The organism is Haloarcula amylolytica, assembly GCF_049705545.1.
In the GTDB taxonomy this organism is placed as follows: domain Archaea; phylum Halobacteriota; class Halobacteria; order Halobacteriales; family Haloarculaceae; genus Haloarcula; species Haloarcula amylolytica_B.
Window position 1 is genome coordinate 71,006 of the sequence record NZ_JBNAMU010000003.1, and the last position, 16,586, is coordinate 87,591.

Consider the following 16,586-nt stretch of genomic DNA (forward strand, 5'->3'; position numbering starts at 1 on the left):
ACCGACCGCCGATCCACCAATACCCAATGTACGATCCTACCAAACTCCAAGACGGCGGAATTGCCACTGAGACGGACCGATCAATGGAGAGATCATGAGCCGACTCGCAACCGCAACGAAGCTGCTCACCGTCGTGGTCATCTGCTCGCTGCTTGTCTCCGGCGTCGTCGTGGGGTTCGTCAGGGGGGAACCGGAGCTTTCCGCTTCACTCGCCGAGAACCGCGTCGTCGCTGGCGAGGAGGCGACGCTTGCGGTAACGCTCACGAACGCGGGCGAACTGGAGACCATGTCGACGACGAACCCGGAGCTGAATCGGCGCGTTCTCACGGCGACCGGCGTTAGTACCCGGCTTCGGGCGGGCGACGCGCCGCTCTCCGTCACCACCGGCCGACAGAGCGTCGGGAGTATTGCCGACGGCGGCGAGCGGGCCGTCCCGTTCACCGTCTCGGTCGACGAGGACGCCTCGCCCGGGACCTATCGCCTCCCCCTGCGCGTGGCGTACACGCACACGTCGGAAATCGACGAAGGCGGGGGCTTCTCCCGATCGGAGACAGTCGAGCGGACGCTGTCCGTGACAGTCCGGGTCGTTGAGCAGGCCCGGTTCGCCGTCGTCGACACCGAGGCGGACGTGGGGCCGGCGAGCGTCGGCACGGTCTCCGTGACCCTCGAAAACGTCGGCAGCGAGGCGGCGAACGAGACGGCCATCTCACTCGACCCGCTGGACCCCGACGTCCGCGTCGGGTCGTCGGGAACGTCGAGCCAGTACGCCGGCGAGTGGGCACCCGGGCAACGACAGACGCTCACCTACGTGGTCGCGGCGACCGAAACGGCGACGAACGCGACGTACCCGTTTCGGGTGACAACGGCGTTCGACGACGACCGCGGCGTCCGGCAGACCGACGCGTCCAGCGTCGTCGGCGTTGAACCACAGACCGACCGCCGGTTCGTCGTCACCGACGTGGAAAGCGACGTAGCGGCCGGCGGGTCGGGAACGCTCGCGGTCACGCTCCGGAACGACGGGTCGCAGACGAACGAGGCCACGCTCGCCCTCCGGTCGGCCGGTGGGGCACTCGCCGTTGACGGAGGGGATGCGAGCACTCGGTTCGTCGGGGACTGGCCGTCTGAGGCCGAACGGACGTTTACCTTCGACGTGACCGCGCCGCCCAGCACGGAGGGCGGGACCTACACGCTTGATGCAGCCGTCGACTACCGGACCGACCGGGGTGCCGATGCGTCGGCCAGGCCCGCAAGCATCGGGGTGGCCGTCGCGCCCGACCCCGACTTCGCCGTCCGCGACCCCGACGTCTCGTTGACTGTCGGTGAGGAGGGGCGGGTGCGCGGGACGGTCGTCAACCGCGGCTCCACGCCGGCACGCAATGCCGTGGTCGTGATCTCCTCTCCATCGCCGAACGTCCGGTTCACGGAGACGACGTACGCCCTCGGCGATATCGAGACTGGCTCCACGGCTGAGTTCTCGTTCGACGCGGTAGTCGCCCCGACAGCTGCGGCCGGTCCCCGCCCGTTCGACGTGACCGTCCGCTACGAGGGGCCAAGCGGTGCCGGCAGACAGAGCACGCCGCTCCAATTCCGCGGTGATGTCGTGCCCCAGCCCGACCGCCTCGCGTTCGAGGCGGTGAACGCCAGCTACGGCATCGACACGAGCAACAGGCTCAGCGTCCGCGTCACGAACGTCGGCGACGCGCGCCTCGAAGACGTGCGAGTCAGCCTCGCGACGGCCCCGCCGTTCACCAGCGAATCCCCCAGCGCGTTCGTCAGCGCGCTCGACCCCGGCGAGACCGCGACGCTCGGCTTCGAACTCTCGGTCTCGGAGGACGCAGTCGAGAGCACCCACGCCGTCGCGCTCAACGCGACCGCCGAGACGACCAACGGTGACATGATCCGGATGGAACCGTCGCTCGTAGCAGTAACCATCGCAGAACCGTCGGGTCCGGGCGGCGACACTGCCCTCGTCGTCGGTGTGGCCGTACTCGCGGCAGTCGTGATTGTGAGCGGGTGGTGGTGGCTCCGTCAGTAAGCACCGATCGTCCCGTTTCAGTCGGATCTATTCCGTAGACCATCGAATTTCCACGCTGGGTGGTATTGGTTTGCGCTTCGTCCGCCATCCAGAATTGAACGTCAAGAGAAATATTCTTACGAACCACCGGATGCTGATGAGAGGGTCCCTCGTCTGTCAAAATCGTCCAGGTCAAAGGTGACACACGAGCCGGCTTGAAATGCTGGCACTTAGCACTACAACGAAATAATCATGGCTTGTTAATACGCAGTCGAACCTGCTCTAATATCTCAGAAAACTTTCCGTTGTTATTACCATTTGTTGTCACAACAAAATTCTAAACATCGGTTTAAGAGTATAACAGCACCACAAACAGCTATAGTAGATTTAGAAGTAATTACTCACTCTTCGAAGAGATAGCTGGTTGAGAGCGGTGTCGATTGCCGAAATCGGCCACAGGTTAGGCACAAATTCAGTCCAGTTCATGCAGAACGCCCGATATTGACAGGTGATAGTGCGTTGAGGTAACTACTGTGTCGCTCAGAGCATATGCATTGAGAGCGCCGGTCCCAACTACTGGTCATGTATTCTTTCGAAAAGGAACGGGCTCTAGAGATGGTTAGACACTCGGAAACAATCGGTTCGCTATTTCATCCCGTAGCCCATTTTCCGCAACTCGTCTGCAACTGTTCGAGAGTCTTCGTTGGCAGCCAGAACAATGGCTTCGAGTACGTCGATTTTGTAGACCGACTCAGTCTCGAAGGTTTCCTCCATCGCATCCACGACGTCCTCAACGTGCTCTTCGGCTTCCTCCCGTAAGAAGAGATTAGCATGACTGCGGCCGTCTTGGACGCCATCGCGGCGGTACTTGTACGGGAGTGAGTCGCTGGGTTGGCTTGTCTCCGAACTCGTGTCGAATTCCGTCTTCGTATCCGTCGCGATGGATTCAGTTTCGGATTCGACTTCAGACGGTTCGGATCCCTCAGTGTCCTCTTCTTCGTCGAAGTCGTCCTCAAACGGGGAGCCAGCGCCGGACTTCATGCGTCGAACGCCTCCTCGATCTCCGCTGCGAGTTCGTCGTACTTTTCCAGCGTCTCGTGCTCACGGTCAGGAACACGGCGGACACCCTTCTCACCGTCCTTGTAGGCCTCTTCTATAACCTGATAGGCAGTGGCCCGTGCCTCCCACATCTCCTGCATCAACGACTCGCGTTTGCGGAACACCGCCGGAACGTCGTACGTGACCTCATCTTGCAGTGTTTCGAGATGTTGCTGCTGGCCTGTGGTGTCGCCAAAGGCGACCGGAACTACCCCGAGCACGCCGACCTCGATGTCGAGGTTATCCTCCAGGCCGTCGACGAGTTGCTCTAGGCCGTCGATACTCAGCGAGCCCTTACCGGAGAGTTCGACCGGTATCAGGACCGTTTGTGTTACCATGACGGCGTTGTACAGTCCCTGGCCCTCGGATGCCTGTGGGTCGCAGATTATCGCGTCGTATTCTTCGTGGATGCCATTCCGACCGAGCAGCTGGTAGAGCTGTTCTTCTTCGACCCACTCAGCATCGGGATTCATCTGTTCCTCAGTCTCTTTGGCGCGACGCATCGCCGTGTCCAAGCCCGACAGCATGTTGTGGGCTGGGATGACATCCAGGTTGGTGACGCCCGTATCCTCCCGGATGAGATTCTCGAACGGGCCTTTCGCCCGGCCGACCATATGTCGGACGAGGTTATCAGCTTCACCGTCATCGCGGTCGTCGTCGACGCCGAAAACATAGGAGATTGAAGCCTCCTGCGGGTCGAGGTCGATGACCAGTGTCTTGAGTCCGTTCGCCGCGTGGGCATGTGCGAGATTTGCCGCGGTCGTCGTTTTGCCTACGCCGCCAGCCTCGCTATACACCGTATATGCTAGCATGTATTGTGCCTCTGTGTTACTACTACTAATAATTATCGTATATTACTAACGAGTGTTAGTAGCACATATTAGTAACAATGGCAGCTAGTGTTAGTAACAAATATTGGTAATAGAAAGTAGTAATTCATTGGGAACAGTAAGGTATGAGAACACACCGATCGATGTTTCAGGCGTGCAACTGGTCGAGCCACTCGTCGACCGGGGTGAATTCACTGGTATCGAACGTCGTCCCGACGCCGAACGGCGCCTCGACGACAGAGGTCAGATCGAGTCTACCGCCCTGCACATCAAGCGTCGGGAATCCATCCTTGTGGCGGCGGTATAGGTCGCTATGGGCCCCAAGGACCCCGTTCTGTACCGATTCGGGGAACGCGTCGAGGCCGCGGAAGTAGTGGTGGCCGTTCCGTTCGACGTGGTCGGCTCCGATGGTCGCCGTCACCGCAAGGTCCTGCAGGAGTTCTACCGGACCCACAGTTGTCAAATCCTCGGCGCTCAATACGTATTGCTTGTCAGTGTCGGTGCGGTTGCGATGAGCGATCAGACAGGCGTTGATTACACCCTTGAAGACGCCTTTGCAGTTCTTGTGACTCGTCCCGGCATACCCGTACTCGAGGGCCGTCCCAGCGCTGTCGACCCGGCCGTCCGACTCGTCGATGATGATCGGCGGCGCGTCGTCCCACCGCTCAAGGACGCCCTTCGTCGCGGACGTGAACGCGTCATCGCGAGCAAGGGGTTGTTCGACGTAAGTAAGTCGTTCGAAGAGGTCCGCAAGGGCGGGCTCGTCAGCATGAGACGTCCACTGGCGTTTGAATTCCCTGACCGACTCGTAGCCTTCGTTGGCGTCGACAGTACACCGGTAGTCCGTGACGCCGAGGTCGGCCAGCAGTTCGACGATGTCCACGAGACGCTGGCGGTCCCGCTCCACGTCCGCGGAGAGCTTGATTTTGAAGTGGTTCACGTCGTCACGGCGGACGTACTCCGCGAGCGTCTGCGGGAGGCCGTCATCAAGACGGGATCCGGGAGCCAGGTCATTGTCGATCAGGGGGTCTTCCTGGCCAACAGTGTGGCGTATCGCGGTGGAAGTCAGCGGTTCCGCCGGCAAGAGGTCGGCAGGTTCGTACGCGGAGAGTTCCTCATAGATGCACCCCAGGTCGATGCCGAGTGAGTTCTCCCTAACTGCATCCGCGAACGTGGTGTCCTTCCGCCGGCAGACGGCCTCGATCAGAGCTTGCTCGACGAAGCTGACACCGTAGGACCAAAGGAGGGGCGGGTGGTCCGTTCCGCTCGCCCACTCTCGCTGGCGCTCGTACAGCGACCACCAGCAGTCGAAGGCGGTCGGCGCTGGCTCCAGCGCTCGTGCGTTGTCCACACCTGCCCGAAACACTTCGATCATGTTGGTCAGGCCGTCGACGAGGCGCATGTCCGGGTCCTTGTAGAACCAGCCGGGGATCAGGCCCCCCATCGCGGCCCCGGTCCGAGTCTCGCCGTCGACCTGAGCCTCTATCCGGAGGAAAACTTTCGGAATCTCGGTGACTTCGACGTTGCCGAAGTGAAACGGCATCCTCGTTTCGAGGTCGAAGACGCTCAACTCCGTGTCCATGACTGAAACTGTCATAATGGGATAAGATCCCGAGACATTTTAGTACTTTCTTCCAACTGTTACCGAAGATCCGGATCCCGAGACGGCCACTCATATACCGCTGGCCGTCGGGAGGAACCGCGGGGGGTCTGGTCGCCGTGCTGTCCACTATCGGCACCGTCAACCCTGAACAATACGAGTGCTCCACGTGGCCGACACCATGCAGCTCCAACGCCTGTACGCTTCGCCAGGAGTGATCGCCGCCCTCAGAGCTCAAGATCGGGGACCTCGACGCGTCGGCCCTCGTCCCAGGATCGGTAACTCGCCTCGGTCAATTGGACGCCTTTCGCGCCCTCACAGAAGTCCCAGGGGAACGGTTCGTCCGCGGCTACGTGGCGGATGTATTTCGTCCACTGCTGTTTGAATGCGTTCTCGAACACTTGGTTGTCCGGGACGTCCTCCCAGTCGTCGTAGAAGTCGTGCTCGTTCGGGGTGTCGGGGTTCCACTCCGGCTTGGGGGTGTTGGAGTGGTGCTGGGTCTTGCACTCGCGCAGACCCGCGACCGCACTGCCCTCGGTCCCGTCAACCTGAATCTCGAGCAGGTCGTCCCGGTTGACGCGGACGGTCCACGAGGAGTTGAGCTGTGCAACGACGTCGTCTTCGAGTTCCATAATCGCGTAGGCGGCGTCTTCCGCGGTAGCCTCGTAGGCCTCGCCGTTCTCATCGACACGCTCGGGGATGTGGATCTTCCCGAGACAGCTGACCGTCTCCACGTCGCCGAAGAGACTCTCGAGTACGTAGCTCCAGTGGGAGAACATGTCGTCGATGATCCCGCCGCCGTCCTCGGTGCGGTAGTTCCACGACGGGCGCTGAGCGGGCTGAACGTGGCCTGTGAACACCCAGTAACCGAACTCGACGCGCACCGAGAGGAGGTCGCCAAAGAAGCCCTGATCGATGAGGCGCTGGAGCTTCATCAACCCGGGGAGCCAGAGCTTGTCCTGGACTATACCATGCTTCACGTCGCTCTCCTCGGCGGCCTGGGCCACTTCCTTTGCTTCGTCGAGGTCCGTCGCGAGTGGCTTCTCGCAGTAGACGTCCTTGCCAGCATCGATAGCCTTCAGGAGGGCCTCAGGCCGACGCGGCGTGACCTGGGAGTCAAAGTAAATCTCGTCGTCGCCGTCCAGCACGGTTTCCAGTTCGGGATCGACCGCGTGCCGGTCGATGTCATGTTCCTCGCACAGCGCCTTCAATTTCCGTTCGTTTCGACCGACGAGAATTGGGTCGGGGACGACCCGCTCACCGCCGGGCAGTTCCACGCCGCCCTCCTCGCGTAGCGCCAGAATCGACCGAATGAGGTGCTGATTCGTCCCCATCCGACCGGTGACGCCGTTCATGATGATGCCAACGTCTTGCATAGGGTACTCCGTCATCGAAACCAGGTACTCCAAGTCTTAATAGCGTTTCGGTCACCCACGTCTACAGGGCGGTCGAGTCATCCGTGGCCCGGCTTCGAGCGGGTTCCGCGCAGGAACAGGAGGTCCGCAACCCGTACTTTCTTATACTATCTCGCTCGATTTTCGGACATGCCTGTGAAAATTGGCTACGTTGGCGTCGACCATCACCACCGCGACCCCTACTTTTCGGTCGCGAGCGGTCTGGATCTTGACGTGACTGCCGTCTGTGAACCCGGCCGTCGTGTCGACGTCAAGAACCTCACTGCGATGGACGAGCGCCCGGACGAGGTGACGACAGAGGGCCAGGACGTCTCGGATCTCGTCGCGGGCGCGTCAGTGTACGAGGACCCACATCGCCTGGTGGCGGAGGCGGATATCGATGTCGTCTGGATCACGTACCGGAGTGACGAGACGCCGGCCATCGTCTCGAGCGCCGTCAACGAGGGCGTTCACGTCGTCAGCGAAAAGCCGATCGGTCGGACTGCCGCGGACCTCGAATCTATCGCCACGCGGGCGAACGAGCGGGGCGTGACCGTCGCACCGACGATGTACTACCGGAAGAATCCGGTCGCGATGGACCTCCGCGAGCGCGTCCAGAACGGCTTTTTCGGCGACATCTGGACCGTCGAAGGTCGATTCAACGCGAGTCAACTGTCCTACCGCGACACGACACACTACATATACGACCGCGAGACGAGTCGCGGCGGGGCGCTCCAGTGGGTCGGTCCCCACTGGATCGACATGATGCCGTGGATCCTCGACGATCCCATCGACCGGGTCAACGCTCAGTTCCACGAGGCGGAGGACGATCCTCACGCAGATGTCGATCTCGGTGGCGTCGTGCAGTTCGAAACCGAGGGCGGCACGCTCGGTACGTACCACTCCGGGTACTACCTAAGCGACCGCGGGAAGGACACGCACTTCGGTCTGTACGGGAAGGAGGGCCAGGCTCTCACACCAGTTCATCACGATGCGCTCCAGCACGAGCCGACCATTCCGATCGAACTGACCTCCGAGGACCCCGAATGGTCCGCGGCGCCCACGCGAACGATCGAGTACGAATTCACGTACGACCGGTTCCCGGCATGGGGCGACTTCGTCTACGACTACTTCCAGGCCTTTTTTGAGGGCTACGAGACTGGAGATGTGCCGGCCACCGTCGACGACGCGGTCCAGTTACTCCGGGTCCTCGACGCGGCGTACGAGTCGGCCGAACGCGATGCGTGGGCCGAGGTATAGAGCGCTGCTCCTGGGTAATACGGTAACCGAGTCGGCGAAGGGATCGGTGCGTCTGCGGCCCGGAATCATCACCGCCTATTGACCGCAGTGACAGGTACTTTGTTCGAATATCCCGAACTTTATATTGAACACGTCCCGTAAGAAGAGTATGGACCGCGAAACTGAGTCGAAAACGCTGCAAACCACAGCAACGTCCATCGAAATACTGGAGCTCCTCGAGGAAGTCGACGGGGCCGGCGTCAGCGCGGTCGCCGAGCGGATGGACCTCCCCAAGAGCACCGTCCACGGACACCTTGCTACCCTGGAAACGAAGCAGTTCGTCGTCAAGCGTGGCGATGTGTACTACCTCGGCCCGGAACTACTCCGCCTGGGCAACCAGGTCCGGACCCGCAAGGAGGGGCTCGTCCTCGCCCGGGAGTACACCGAACGCCTCTTCGACGAAGTCGGCTTCCGCACGACCTTCGCAGTCGAAATGGGCGGCCAAGCCGTCTTCATTCACACCGCGTCGGGCAATAAGATGGGATGGGCACACGAGCGACTCGGTAACAGACTCTACCTCCACAACACGGCCATCGGGAAGGCGATGCTGGCGGCCATGCCTCGAATGCGAGTCGAACAGATCCTCGACAACTGGGGGATGCCACAGGAGACTGATCACACCATCACCGACCGGGACGAACTGTTCGCAGAACTGGAGGAGATACGTGAGCAGGGCTACGCTGTCAACCATGAAGAGAACATAAAGGATCTTTACGCCATCGGCGTCGCGGCGACGGAGCAGTCCGGGTCCGTCATCGGCGGATTCAGCATTACCGGCCCGAAACACTCCTTCTCGGACTCGACCCGGGAACGACAGTTGGCCGATGTCCTCACGGAGCAGGTCAACGAGTACGAACTCGAACTGTCCCTCGCCTGACTCCCAGACGGGCTCAGGACCGGGCGCGGCGGTTGCGTTATCCTCGCTGCTCGTTCGAACTTCCCGAACATTAAATCAGTAGCACGGAAATAATATATGTACTCCTGTTATAATCTGTCTCCTGAGTCTCTTTCTGCCAATTCTTCACGGAATATCATTTGGTATATACGAACATTAAAAGAGACCTTCCCGAATCGACACGCTCACCGCCGGAACCGACACGATATCCCGTGGTTTAGCGGCACGCTTGCGCAACGCTGTTTGTGATCGGCGAGTTTCGGGACGGAACGCTAGCGCCCCATCACGACTCGAATGTCGGTCAACGATGGACCGAAGACGTTGCGAACCGCCCGCTTACGGGCGTGATGGGACGTTGAGGCCTGCGCTGTGGCCATATGTGAAATATCGATTTTTCATTAACAACAATACTTATGTAATGTGCGTGAATCATCCTACTACATGCCTGATCGAGAGCCAACTGCAGCGGAAGAACGAATTATCGACGAACTAGACGCCGTATTACCAGGCGAAGTCGACCGACGAAAGTTCCTGCACGGCACCGCCGCGACGATAGGCGCGGCGATGTTCGCCGGGTGTTCCGGTGACGGCGGGGGTGGTGACGGCAGCAGCGGGGGAAGTACACCGAGCGAAGCCTCCGGCGACGGTGGGACCTCATCGACCGAGGCGAACGGCTTCATCGACGAGACGGAGGCCGTCTTCACGACACCTTGGAAGACAGAGCCGTCGTGGGGTCACACGCACGTGGCCGAGGGTCGAGGTTACTGGGAGGACGCCGGCGTCCCGAACATCGACGGCGTCCGTGGGAACGGTTCGGACACCGAGTCCCAGAATATCGGGACCGGTAACAAACCGATGGGGATCGCGTCGATGACCACGGCGCTCAGCGTCTACCCCGAGACAGATAACACCGAAGCGCTGGACATGAGCATGGTCGGTCTCGCTCGTGGGCGGCCGCTCCTCTCGCTCATCTGGCGCAAGGATATGATGGAGGACCGGGGCGACATCGCCGGCAAGACGATCCTCGCCGCGTCCGGGTTCGCCGCGGCGACGATCCAGGTGTACCCGAACCTCGTTGGCGTCGACCCGAGCGAAGTGACGCTCCAAGAGGGGACCGAAGAGGTCGCCGCGCCGCGCCTCGCCAACGGCGAAGTCGCCGCGGTCTGGGGTTCCATCGACCTCCTGCCCGTCTACCAAGAGGAGGTCGACGCAGAACTCGGCGTCACCCCGCTGACGGCCTTCGGCGGTTTCCCTGGCTTCCCCATCTGGGTGAACAATAGCTGGTACGAGAACAAGGAGAACGCGCCCGAGTTCATGGGTCAGGTCATGACTGGCTACTTCAAGGCCCTGAAGTGGGGGCTGCTCAACCAGTCGGAGTACCTCGACTATCTCAAGAACGAGGTCAACCAGAACCTCCAGACCTGGACGGAAGAGGAACTCACGGGCCAGCACGAGGTGAACTGTGCTCAGGCCGTCACGCTCGATATGAAAGACGAGGGCCTCGGCTACTTCACCGAAGACGGCGTCGCAAACGTGCTCGAGAACGCCGGACCGGCGCTCGTCGACAACCCCGACGCGCTCCCATCCGCGAGCGAAATGGTCATCTCGGAACCATGGGAGAACACCGAGAAAGTCACCTTCACCGACGAGGAGTGGAACCAACTGGGAGAGACAGCCGGCATGGTCTGGGACCTGTTCGAGGAGGCCGAGGCCAGCAACTGAAGGCTCAGCATCGACGGGCCGACCGACCTTCGACCGGAACGTCGACTCCCTCTAAATCCTCTTCGCCGCGGTGCATCACCGAGCGATTCGATGGCGGAAGTACGACTCGAGGGCGAGTGCCACCCGGTTTGCGGAGCCATACCGGAGCTACCGAGGCATCGCGGGGGCATCGGCCGGAAACAAGTAACTCTACTAATCAGTTACGTTTATATGGCGCGGAAATCCACCAACAAACAATAATGAATAATAAGATAGAACAGCAATCCAGAACCGGCGACGCCGAGTCCGTGGATCACACGATTTCGTTCGACAGTGTCGACAAGGTCTATGGCGCAGATGCAGTCGCAGAGGAGTCCGTGGTCGCGTTGCAAGACATCGACCTGGACGTGGAACGAGGGGAGTTTGTGTCGGTCGTCGGTCCCTCCGGATGCGGGAAGACGACGCTGTTACACATGGCTGCAGGTATCCTTGACGCGACGGACGGCTCGGTCCAAATAAACGGCGTCGACGTCCAGAGTCCACGGCACGAACGCAAGGAAGTCGGCCTCGTCTTCCAGCATCCGGTCGCTCTCGAGTGGCGGACGGTCCGGAAGAACATCATGCTCCCCGTTCAGATCCTGAAAGAGAACGGGGCCATCAACGAAGACATGAGTTACTACGAAGACCGGGCCGACGAACTCCTCTCGCTCGTTGGACTGGAGGGGTTCGGTGATTCCTACCCCAACGAACTGTCTGGCGGGATGCAACAGCGAGTCACCATCAGCCAATCGCTGATCTACAACCCGTCAGTACTCCTGATGGACGAGCCGTTCGGGTCGCTGGACGCAATGACGAAGGATGAACTCAACCTCGAACTGCTCCGCATCTGGCGTGAGACGGCGAAAACCATCTTGTTCATCACCCACGACCTGGACGAGGCGGTGTTCCTCTCCGACCGAGTCGTCGTGCTTTCGCCACGTCCGGGTGAGGTCGCGGACGTCATCGACATCGACCTCGACAGGCCCAGGGGCGAGGACACTCGGGGCTCCACCCGATTCGTTGAATTGTCTGCCGAACTCCATCAGCACTTCAAGAGCCTGCAATGATCGGGAGCGCCGTGCGAAAACTGGGCGACGGGATCACCGGCGGCCGGTTCAGCATCGACGACGACAGACTCACCCGCTGGACGCTCTCCGGACTCGGCCTCGTCCTGCTGATCGTGTTCTGGGAAGCGGTTACGACGGTCCTGTCGCTCAACCCGAAGTACTTCCCCGGACCGATGGGCGTGGTGAACGAACTCATCCGCATCTGGCCGGCTATCGTCGCTGCCCTGCCGAACACGCTCTCGGCCGCACTGGTCGGGTACCTGCTGGCGCTCGCACTCTCTATCGTCATCGCGATTCCGCTCGTTGCGAGCGACCGCATCCTGAACGCGCTGATGCCGTTCATCATCGGAACGAACACCGTCCCGCGTATCGCGATGACCCCGCTCGTGATCTACTGGGTTAGCTTCTACAGCGTCTCGATGCTCTACCTCGCGAACTACGTGATGGCGGTCTGGGTCGCGTTCTTCCCGATGCTGATCGCCGCCATCGACGGGTTCCGGAGCATCGACGAAGACACCGAAAACATGCTCGAGGTGTACGGCGCGACGACCTGGCAGGAATTCAAGTACGTTCGGTTCAAGAACGGCCTCCCGTTCATCTTCGACGGCATGAAAATCGGATTCGTCCTGGCGATGATCGGAGCGGTCGTCGGCGAGTTCGTCAGTGGGACCTTCGGTATCGGCTCGCAGGCCGCCTCGGCCATCGGCCGGACGAGCATCGCCCGGGCGTTCGCTATCGTCCTCGTGCTTGGGCTGATCAGCACCGGCGTGGTCCTGATTGTCTACCTGATCGAGAGCAAAATGATCTTTTGGCGCGAATCGTCGATCATGGGGGACGAGTAGCATGTCGGGACTCTCCGAACGGCAGCTCGCACTAGCGAAGCGGTGGATCAAGCGCCAGTTCCCGACGCTAGTTACCGGCGTCCTGTTCATCGTCCTCTGGGAAGTCATCGCCCGAGTCATCGGCAACAACCGTATTGTCGCGGACATCGGATATACGGTTAGTTCCCTGCAGGCGCAGGCCGATACCATCGTCGTGCGTGTCTCAGAGACATTCTCCTCGGTCATAGTCGCGTTCATCCTGGCAGTGGTAGTGGGCGTCCTCCTCGGCATGGTCGTCGCCGAAATATACACACTCAGGCAGATGACGATGCCGCTCATCATCTTCGCGTACGCCGTTCCACACCCGGTGCTCGCGCCGATGTTCATCATCTGGTTCCTCGTCGGCGGCAGCTTTACGCTGTTCACGTTCACCGGTCCGTCGGCGTACATCTTCCCGGCCATGACCGCCGCGGACGCGCAGATAGCCATCGGCATCAACGGGGTCAGCACGTTCGGTGCCTGGGTCGGCTTCTTCCCGGTGTTCATCAGCACCATAACCGGGATGAACGAACTCGAGGAACGCTACCAGCACCTCGGAACGGTGCTCGGTGCGACCCGCTGGCAGATGGTGAAGTACTTCCGATTCTGGCGGGCCCTACCCAACATCGCGAGCAGCATCAAGTCGACGGTGCAACTCTCCATCGTCGGCGTCATCGTCGCCGAATTCATCGCCTCATCGTCGGGTATCGGCTACCAGATCATCTTGGCTTGGAAGACCGGTGACTTGGGCTATATGTTCGGCGTTGTCCTGGTCATCATGCTGGTCTCATACACGTTCTTCCAGCTCGCGGTCTGGACTGTGAAGTACGTGACTCCGCCGGGATCGACTACCTGATGCTTCGGTGGACCGCCCACTCCCCTCGCTGAAATCTCTCTGCGGGGCCGTCACGGGCGCGCTGGCTGCCGCATGGGAACCTTTAGGCCGGTACGGGTCGACTCATGACTCATGCGGATAGACGTACACAACCACTACCTGCCGAAACCGTTCGTTGACCTCTTGCTGGACATGGACACCCCGGTGGGACTCGAGGCGGATGGCGACCGGCTATATATGCGCCACCAATTCTCCGGGACAGCGAGTGTCGCGTCCGGGAACCGCATCCCGGTCAACGAGGGGTTCGTGGACCTCGACGCCCGCGTCGCGTGGATGGACGAGTATGATATCGACCGGACGCTTGTCTCCGTCTCGACGCCGAACCCGCTGGCCTCGGCGTTCGCGACCGACCAGTCGACGCGGCTTATCCGCGCCATCAACGACGGCTTCGCGGACGCGGCGGCGACCTCCTCGGGTCGCCTCACCGGGCTAGGCATGCTCCCGCTCCGAGATCCGGAGGCAGCCAGGGCGGAGGTCGACCGCATCGCCGACGACCCGGGCCTCTGTGGCGTTGCGCTCCCGACCGCGCTGCCCGACGGTAAGCTCTCTGCTCCCGAACTGAGGCCCGTCTTCGACGCCATCGATGACCATGACCTGACAGCATTCGTCCACCCACATGGCAACCGGCTCAGCGAGATGCTCGACGAGAACGAGTCCTTCCTCAACCCGCTCGTCGTCTTCCCCACGGACACGACGCTCCAGATCGCTCGGCTCATCTACGACGGCTTCTTCGATAACCACGATTTCGATGTCGTCCTCTCGCATATGGGCGGCGCCCTGCTACATCTCGTCGGGCGACTTGACCGGGGTCGCCGAGAGATAGACGACCCCGCCGCGCGGCCCGACCAACCCATTATCGAGTACCTGTAGGAGTTCTACTACGATACCATCTCCTTTCACCAGCCCGCCTTCACCGCGGCAGTTGAAACAGTCGGCGTCAACCACTTCGTGTTCGGGACGGACTACCCGTTCGATGAGGAGGACGTCGATACGGCACTGGCCGACATCGACGCCGTCGTCCCGAACGAGGCGGACCGGGAACGCGTGATGGGGACCACCGCGACGGACTTGTTCGACCTGTAAGCGCGGCCGTGTCAGGCGACGGTGTCCAGCATCTTGCCGACGTCGCGAATCGCCGACTCGGGGTTGCCTATCGGCTGGAACTCACAACCGACGTAGCCATCGTAGCCCGCGTCGGCGAGCGCTTCGAGGACGTTCGGATAGTTGATCTCCCCAGTGCCCGGTTCGTGTCGTCCTGGCACGTCGCCGACGTGGACGTGACCGATACGTTCAATGTGTTCGCGGATGTTGGCAATCAGGTTCCCCTCGGTGATCTGCTGGTGATAGACGTCGTAGAGGAGTTTCACGTGGGGGCTGTCCACCGCGTCGATGATGGCGTAGCCGTCGTACGAGGAGGTGAGATAGATACCCGGGTGGTCGACCCTCGTGTTGACCGGCTCGACGAGAACCGTGACACCGCCGTCTTCGGCCCGCTCGGCGACCGACCGCAACGCCCGAACCACGGTTTCCCGCTGGACCGCAGGGTCGAGGGTGTCCTGCCTGCGTCCAGGAATGACGTTGAGGAACTCGCTGTCGGCCGCCGCGGCGACATCGATAGCGCGTTCGAGGGTCTCGACGGTCCGGTCGAACTCCGTTGGGTCGGTCAGCGGAAACTCCGGTCCCTCGACACGGTGGTCGCCGCCAGAGAGGTAGGCGAGGTCGACGCCTGTATCCTCAACCGCTCCGAGGAGTTCGTCGAGGTCGTCGTACCAGGGCCAGAAGCCGACGGCGTCGGCGCCCGCGCTTGCTGCCCGGCGAACCATCTCTTCGGTCGGAACGTCGCTCCCGAACACGTCATTGAGTTTCACCGATAGGGTTGGCATAGTGTCTCGTCTCCGATCGATACCCCATGCATCACCCGCGACTGGTATAAATCTACTCCGGGCGTGGACCGTCGTATTTAGTTTGGAGTATTATGACAGATAGCAAATCTTTGAATCTAATTATCAGCTATCTTTTATTCAACGAGCTGAAACAGTTCGAAAGCGAAGAGGTTCGGCATGTTATTTTCCGAACGATATGTTCAATAGCGTTCCGACATTCATGATGTTCTATTTGACATCGGAGTCCCTTCGTTACAGTATTGCTCGGAGATGTTTCGCACCATCTACGAGAAATACAGCGGTTTCGACATCGTGAGTTTGTTGTAGATCTTTGAGAAATAGCTCTATGAGAACCGGTTTCTTGATAGAAAACAACGTACCTGTAGAATATCGTTTGCCTGTGGATTCGCCGCAGCATACAGCCAGAATTGCTGGTAGTAGATTAGAATCATTGTTTCGGTGACCGTGACCTGATTCAGATATTTACCGCTGACCGACTGTGGATCAGCCTTCTGCACCCAATCGTGAATAGCCCCCTAAGAGTCTTTGACGGTACCTATCAAGAATAGATATAGTATTGAAATATTATTTTTTGGCATATATCTAATATCGTTAACATATAGATAGTGAGGTTTTTGAGCTAACCAACATAATCCCTATTTGGCCTACTATTGTTGGTTAGCGTATGAGCGACGAAGAATACGCCCACCAAGCCCTGTCGACGCTGGAGCGGATCGACGTCGAGGCGCTTGACCAGGACGCCCGCGATGCCCACAAACAGGCGGTCGCCGCCGCCGACGAGCTGGCAGTGACACTTGGAGAGGGCGACGAGATCAGCGACGCGGTAGGCGTTAAGTCGCCCGAAGGGTGAGACGACGAGGACGAATGGGACGAGAAGATAGACGAAGCGTATGAATAGACAGAGATCCCGCGCTCGAAGGGCACGCTAACGGTGAAGACTATCGACGATCGAGAGTACTACTACCTGCAGTGGCGCGAAGGAGAGAAAGT

The 16,586-nt window shown here is 60.4% G+C and carries 13 protein-coding genes and 1 pseudogene; 9 read left to right on the top strand and 5 right to left on the bottom strand.

From position 1 onward, the window contains the following. Nucleotides 1-94 precede the first annotated feature (94 nt). On the top strand, nucleotides 95-2,035 hold the full coding sequence (locus tag ACOZ4H_RS19565; protein WP_424330940.1) for a COG1361 S-layer family protein: 1,941 nt from the start codon (nucleotides 95-97) through the stop codon (nucleotides 2,033-2,035). Nucleotides 2,036-2,659: 624 nt separating this feature from the next. On the opposite strand, the gene ACOZ4H_RS19570 is transcribed toward ACOZ4H_RS19565, so the two are convergent. From ACOZ4H_RS19570 to ACOZ4H_RS19585, 4 genes are all read right to left on the bottom strand, one after another. Further along, nucleotides 2,660-3,055 carry a hypothetical protein gene (locus tag ACOZ4H_RS19570; protein ID WP_424330941.1) on the bottom strand — a complete coding sequence of 132 codons (396 nt, stop codon included), beginning with the start codon at nucleotides 3,053-3,055 and terminating at the stop codon, nucleotides 2,660-2,662. Beyond that, a complete protein-coding gene (locus tag ACOZ4H_RS19575; RefSeq protein WP_424330942.1) occupies nucleotides 3,052-3,924 on the bottom strand; it encodes a ParA family protein in 873 nt (290 codons plus the stop codon). The genes ACOZ4H_RS19570 and ACOZ4H_RS19575 overlap by 4 nt, the downstream gene beginning before the upstream one ends. A 166-nt stretch (nucleotides 3,925-4,090) precedes the next feature. Further along, on the bottom strand, nucleotides 4,091-5,539 hold the full coding sequence (locus ACOZ4H_RS19580; protein ID WP_424330943.1) for a hypothetical protein: 1,449 nt from the start codon (nucleotides 5,537-5,539) through the stop codon (nucleotides 4,091-4,093). 230 nt (nucleotides 5,540-5,769) lie between these two features. Further along, complete coding sequence (locus tag ACOZ4H_RS19585) at nucleotides 5,770-6,918, bottom strand: Gfo/Idh/MocA family protein (RefSeq protein WP_424331041.1); 1,149 nt, start codon at nucleotides 6,916-6,918, stop codon at nucleotides 5,770-5,772. A gap of 168 nt (nucleotides 6,919-7,086) precedes the next feature. Between ACOZ4H_RS19585 and ACOZ4H_RS19590 the strand changes: the two genes are divergently transcribed. The 7 genes and pseudogenes from ACOZ4H_RS19590 (at nucleotide 7,087) to ACOZ4H_RS19620 (ending at nucleotide 14,775) form a co-directional block, all read left to right on the top strand. Further along, complete coding sequence (locus tag ACOZ4H_RS19590; protein ID WP_424330944.1) at nucleotides 7,087-8,196, top strand: Gfo/Idh/MocA family protein; 1,110 nt, start codon at nucleotides 7,087-7,089, stop codon at nucleotides 8,194-8,196. Between the two features lie 148 nt (nucleotides 8,197-8,344). After that, nucleotides 8,345-9,112: an IclR family transcriptional regulator gene (locus ACOZ4H_RS19595; protein ID WP_424330945.1), complete on the top strand. Its 768-nt coding sequence runs from the start codon at nucleotides 8,345-8,347 to the stop codon at nucleotides 9,110-9,112. A gap of 459 nt (nucleotides 9,113-9,571) precedes the next feature. Continuing rightward, the gene (locus tag ACOZ4H_RS19600) at nucleotides 9,572-10,852 is read left to right on the top strand and encodes an ABC transporter substrate-binding protein (protein WP_424330946.1); all 1,281 of its coding nucleotides are present in this window, start codon (nucleotides 9,572-9,574) and stop codon (nucleotides 10,850-10,852) included. 239 nt (nucleotides 10,853-11,091) lie between these two features. After that, nucleotides 11,092-11,937: an ABC transporter ATP-binding protein gene (locus ACOZ4H_RS19605; RefSeq protein ID WP_424330947.1), complete on the top strand. Its 846-nt coding sequence runs from the start codon at nucleotides 11,092-11,094 to the stop codon at nucleotides 11,935-11,937. Further along, entirely contained in the window at nucleotides 11,934-12,779 is an 846-nt protein-coding gene (locus ACOZ4H_RS19610; RefSeq protein ID WP_424330948.1) for an ABC transporter permease, read from the top strand. The genes ACOZ4H_RS19605 and ACOZ4H_RS19610 overlap by 4 nt, the downstream gene beginning before the upstream one ends. 1 nt (nucleotide 12,780) lies before the next feature. Further along, entirely contained in the window at nucleotides 12,781-13,653 is an 873-nt protein-coding gene (locus ACOZ4H_RS19615) for an ABC transporter permease (RefSeq protein ID WP_424330949.1), read from the top strand. Between the two features lie 111 nt (nucleotides 13,654-13,764). Further along, nucleotides 13,765-14,775, top strand: a pseudogene (locus ACOZ4H_RS19620) (amidohydrolase family protein). Between the two features lie 11 nt (nucleotides 14,776-14,786). Here ACOZ4H_RS19620 and ACOZ4H_RS19625 read toward each other — a convergent pair. Beyond that, a complete protein-coding gene (locus ACOZ4H_RS19625) occupies nucleotides 14,787-15,575 on the bottom strand; it encodes a hydroxypyruvate isomerase family protein (protein ID WP_424330950.1) in 789 nt (262 codons plus the stop codon). Nucleotides 15,576-16,260: 685 nt separating this feature from the next. Here ACOZ4H_RS19625 and ACOZ4H_RS19630 point away from each other — a divergent pair. Continuing rightward, nucleotides 16,261-16,446 (top strand): hypothetical protein, encoded by a 186-nt coding sequence (locus ACOZ4H_RS19630; RefSeq protein ID WP_424330951.1) that lies wholly within the window; start codon nucleotides 16,261-16,263, stop codon nucleotides 16,444-16,446. Nucleotides 16,447-16,586 lie beyond the last annotated feature (140 nt).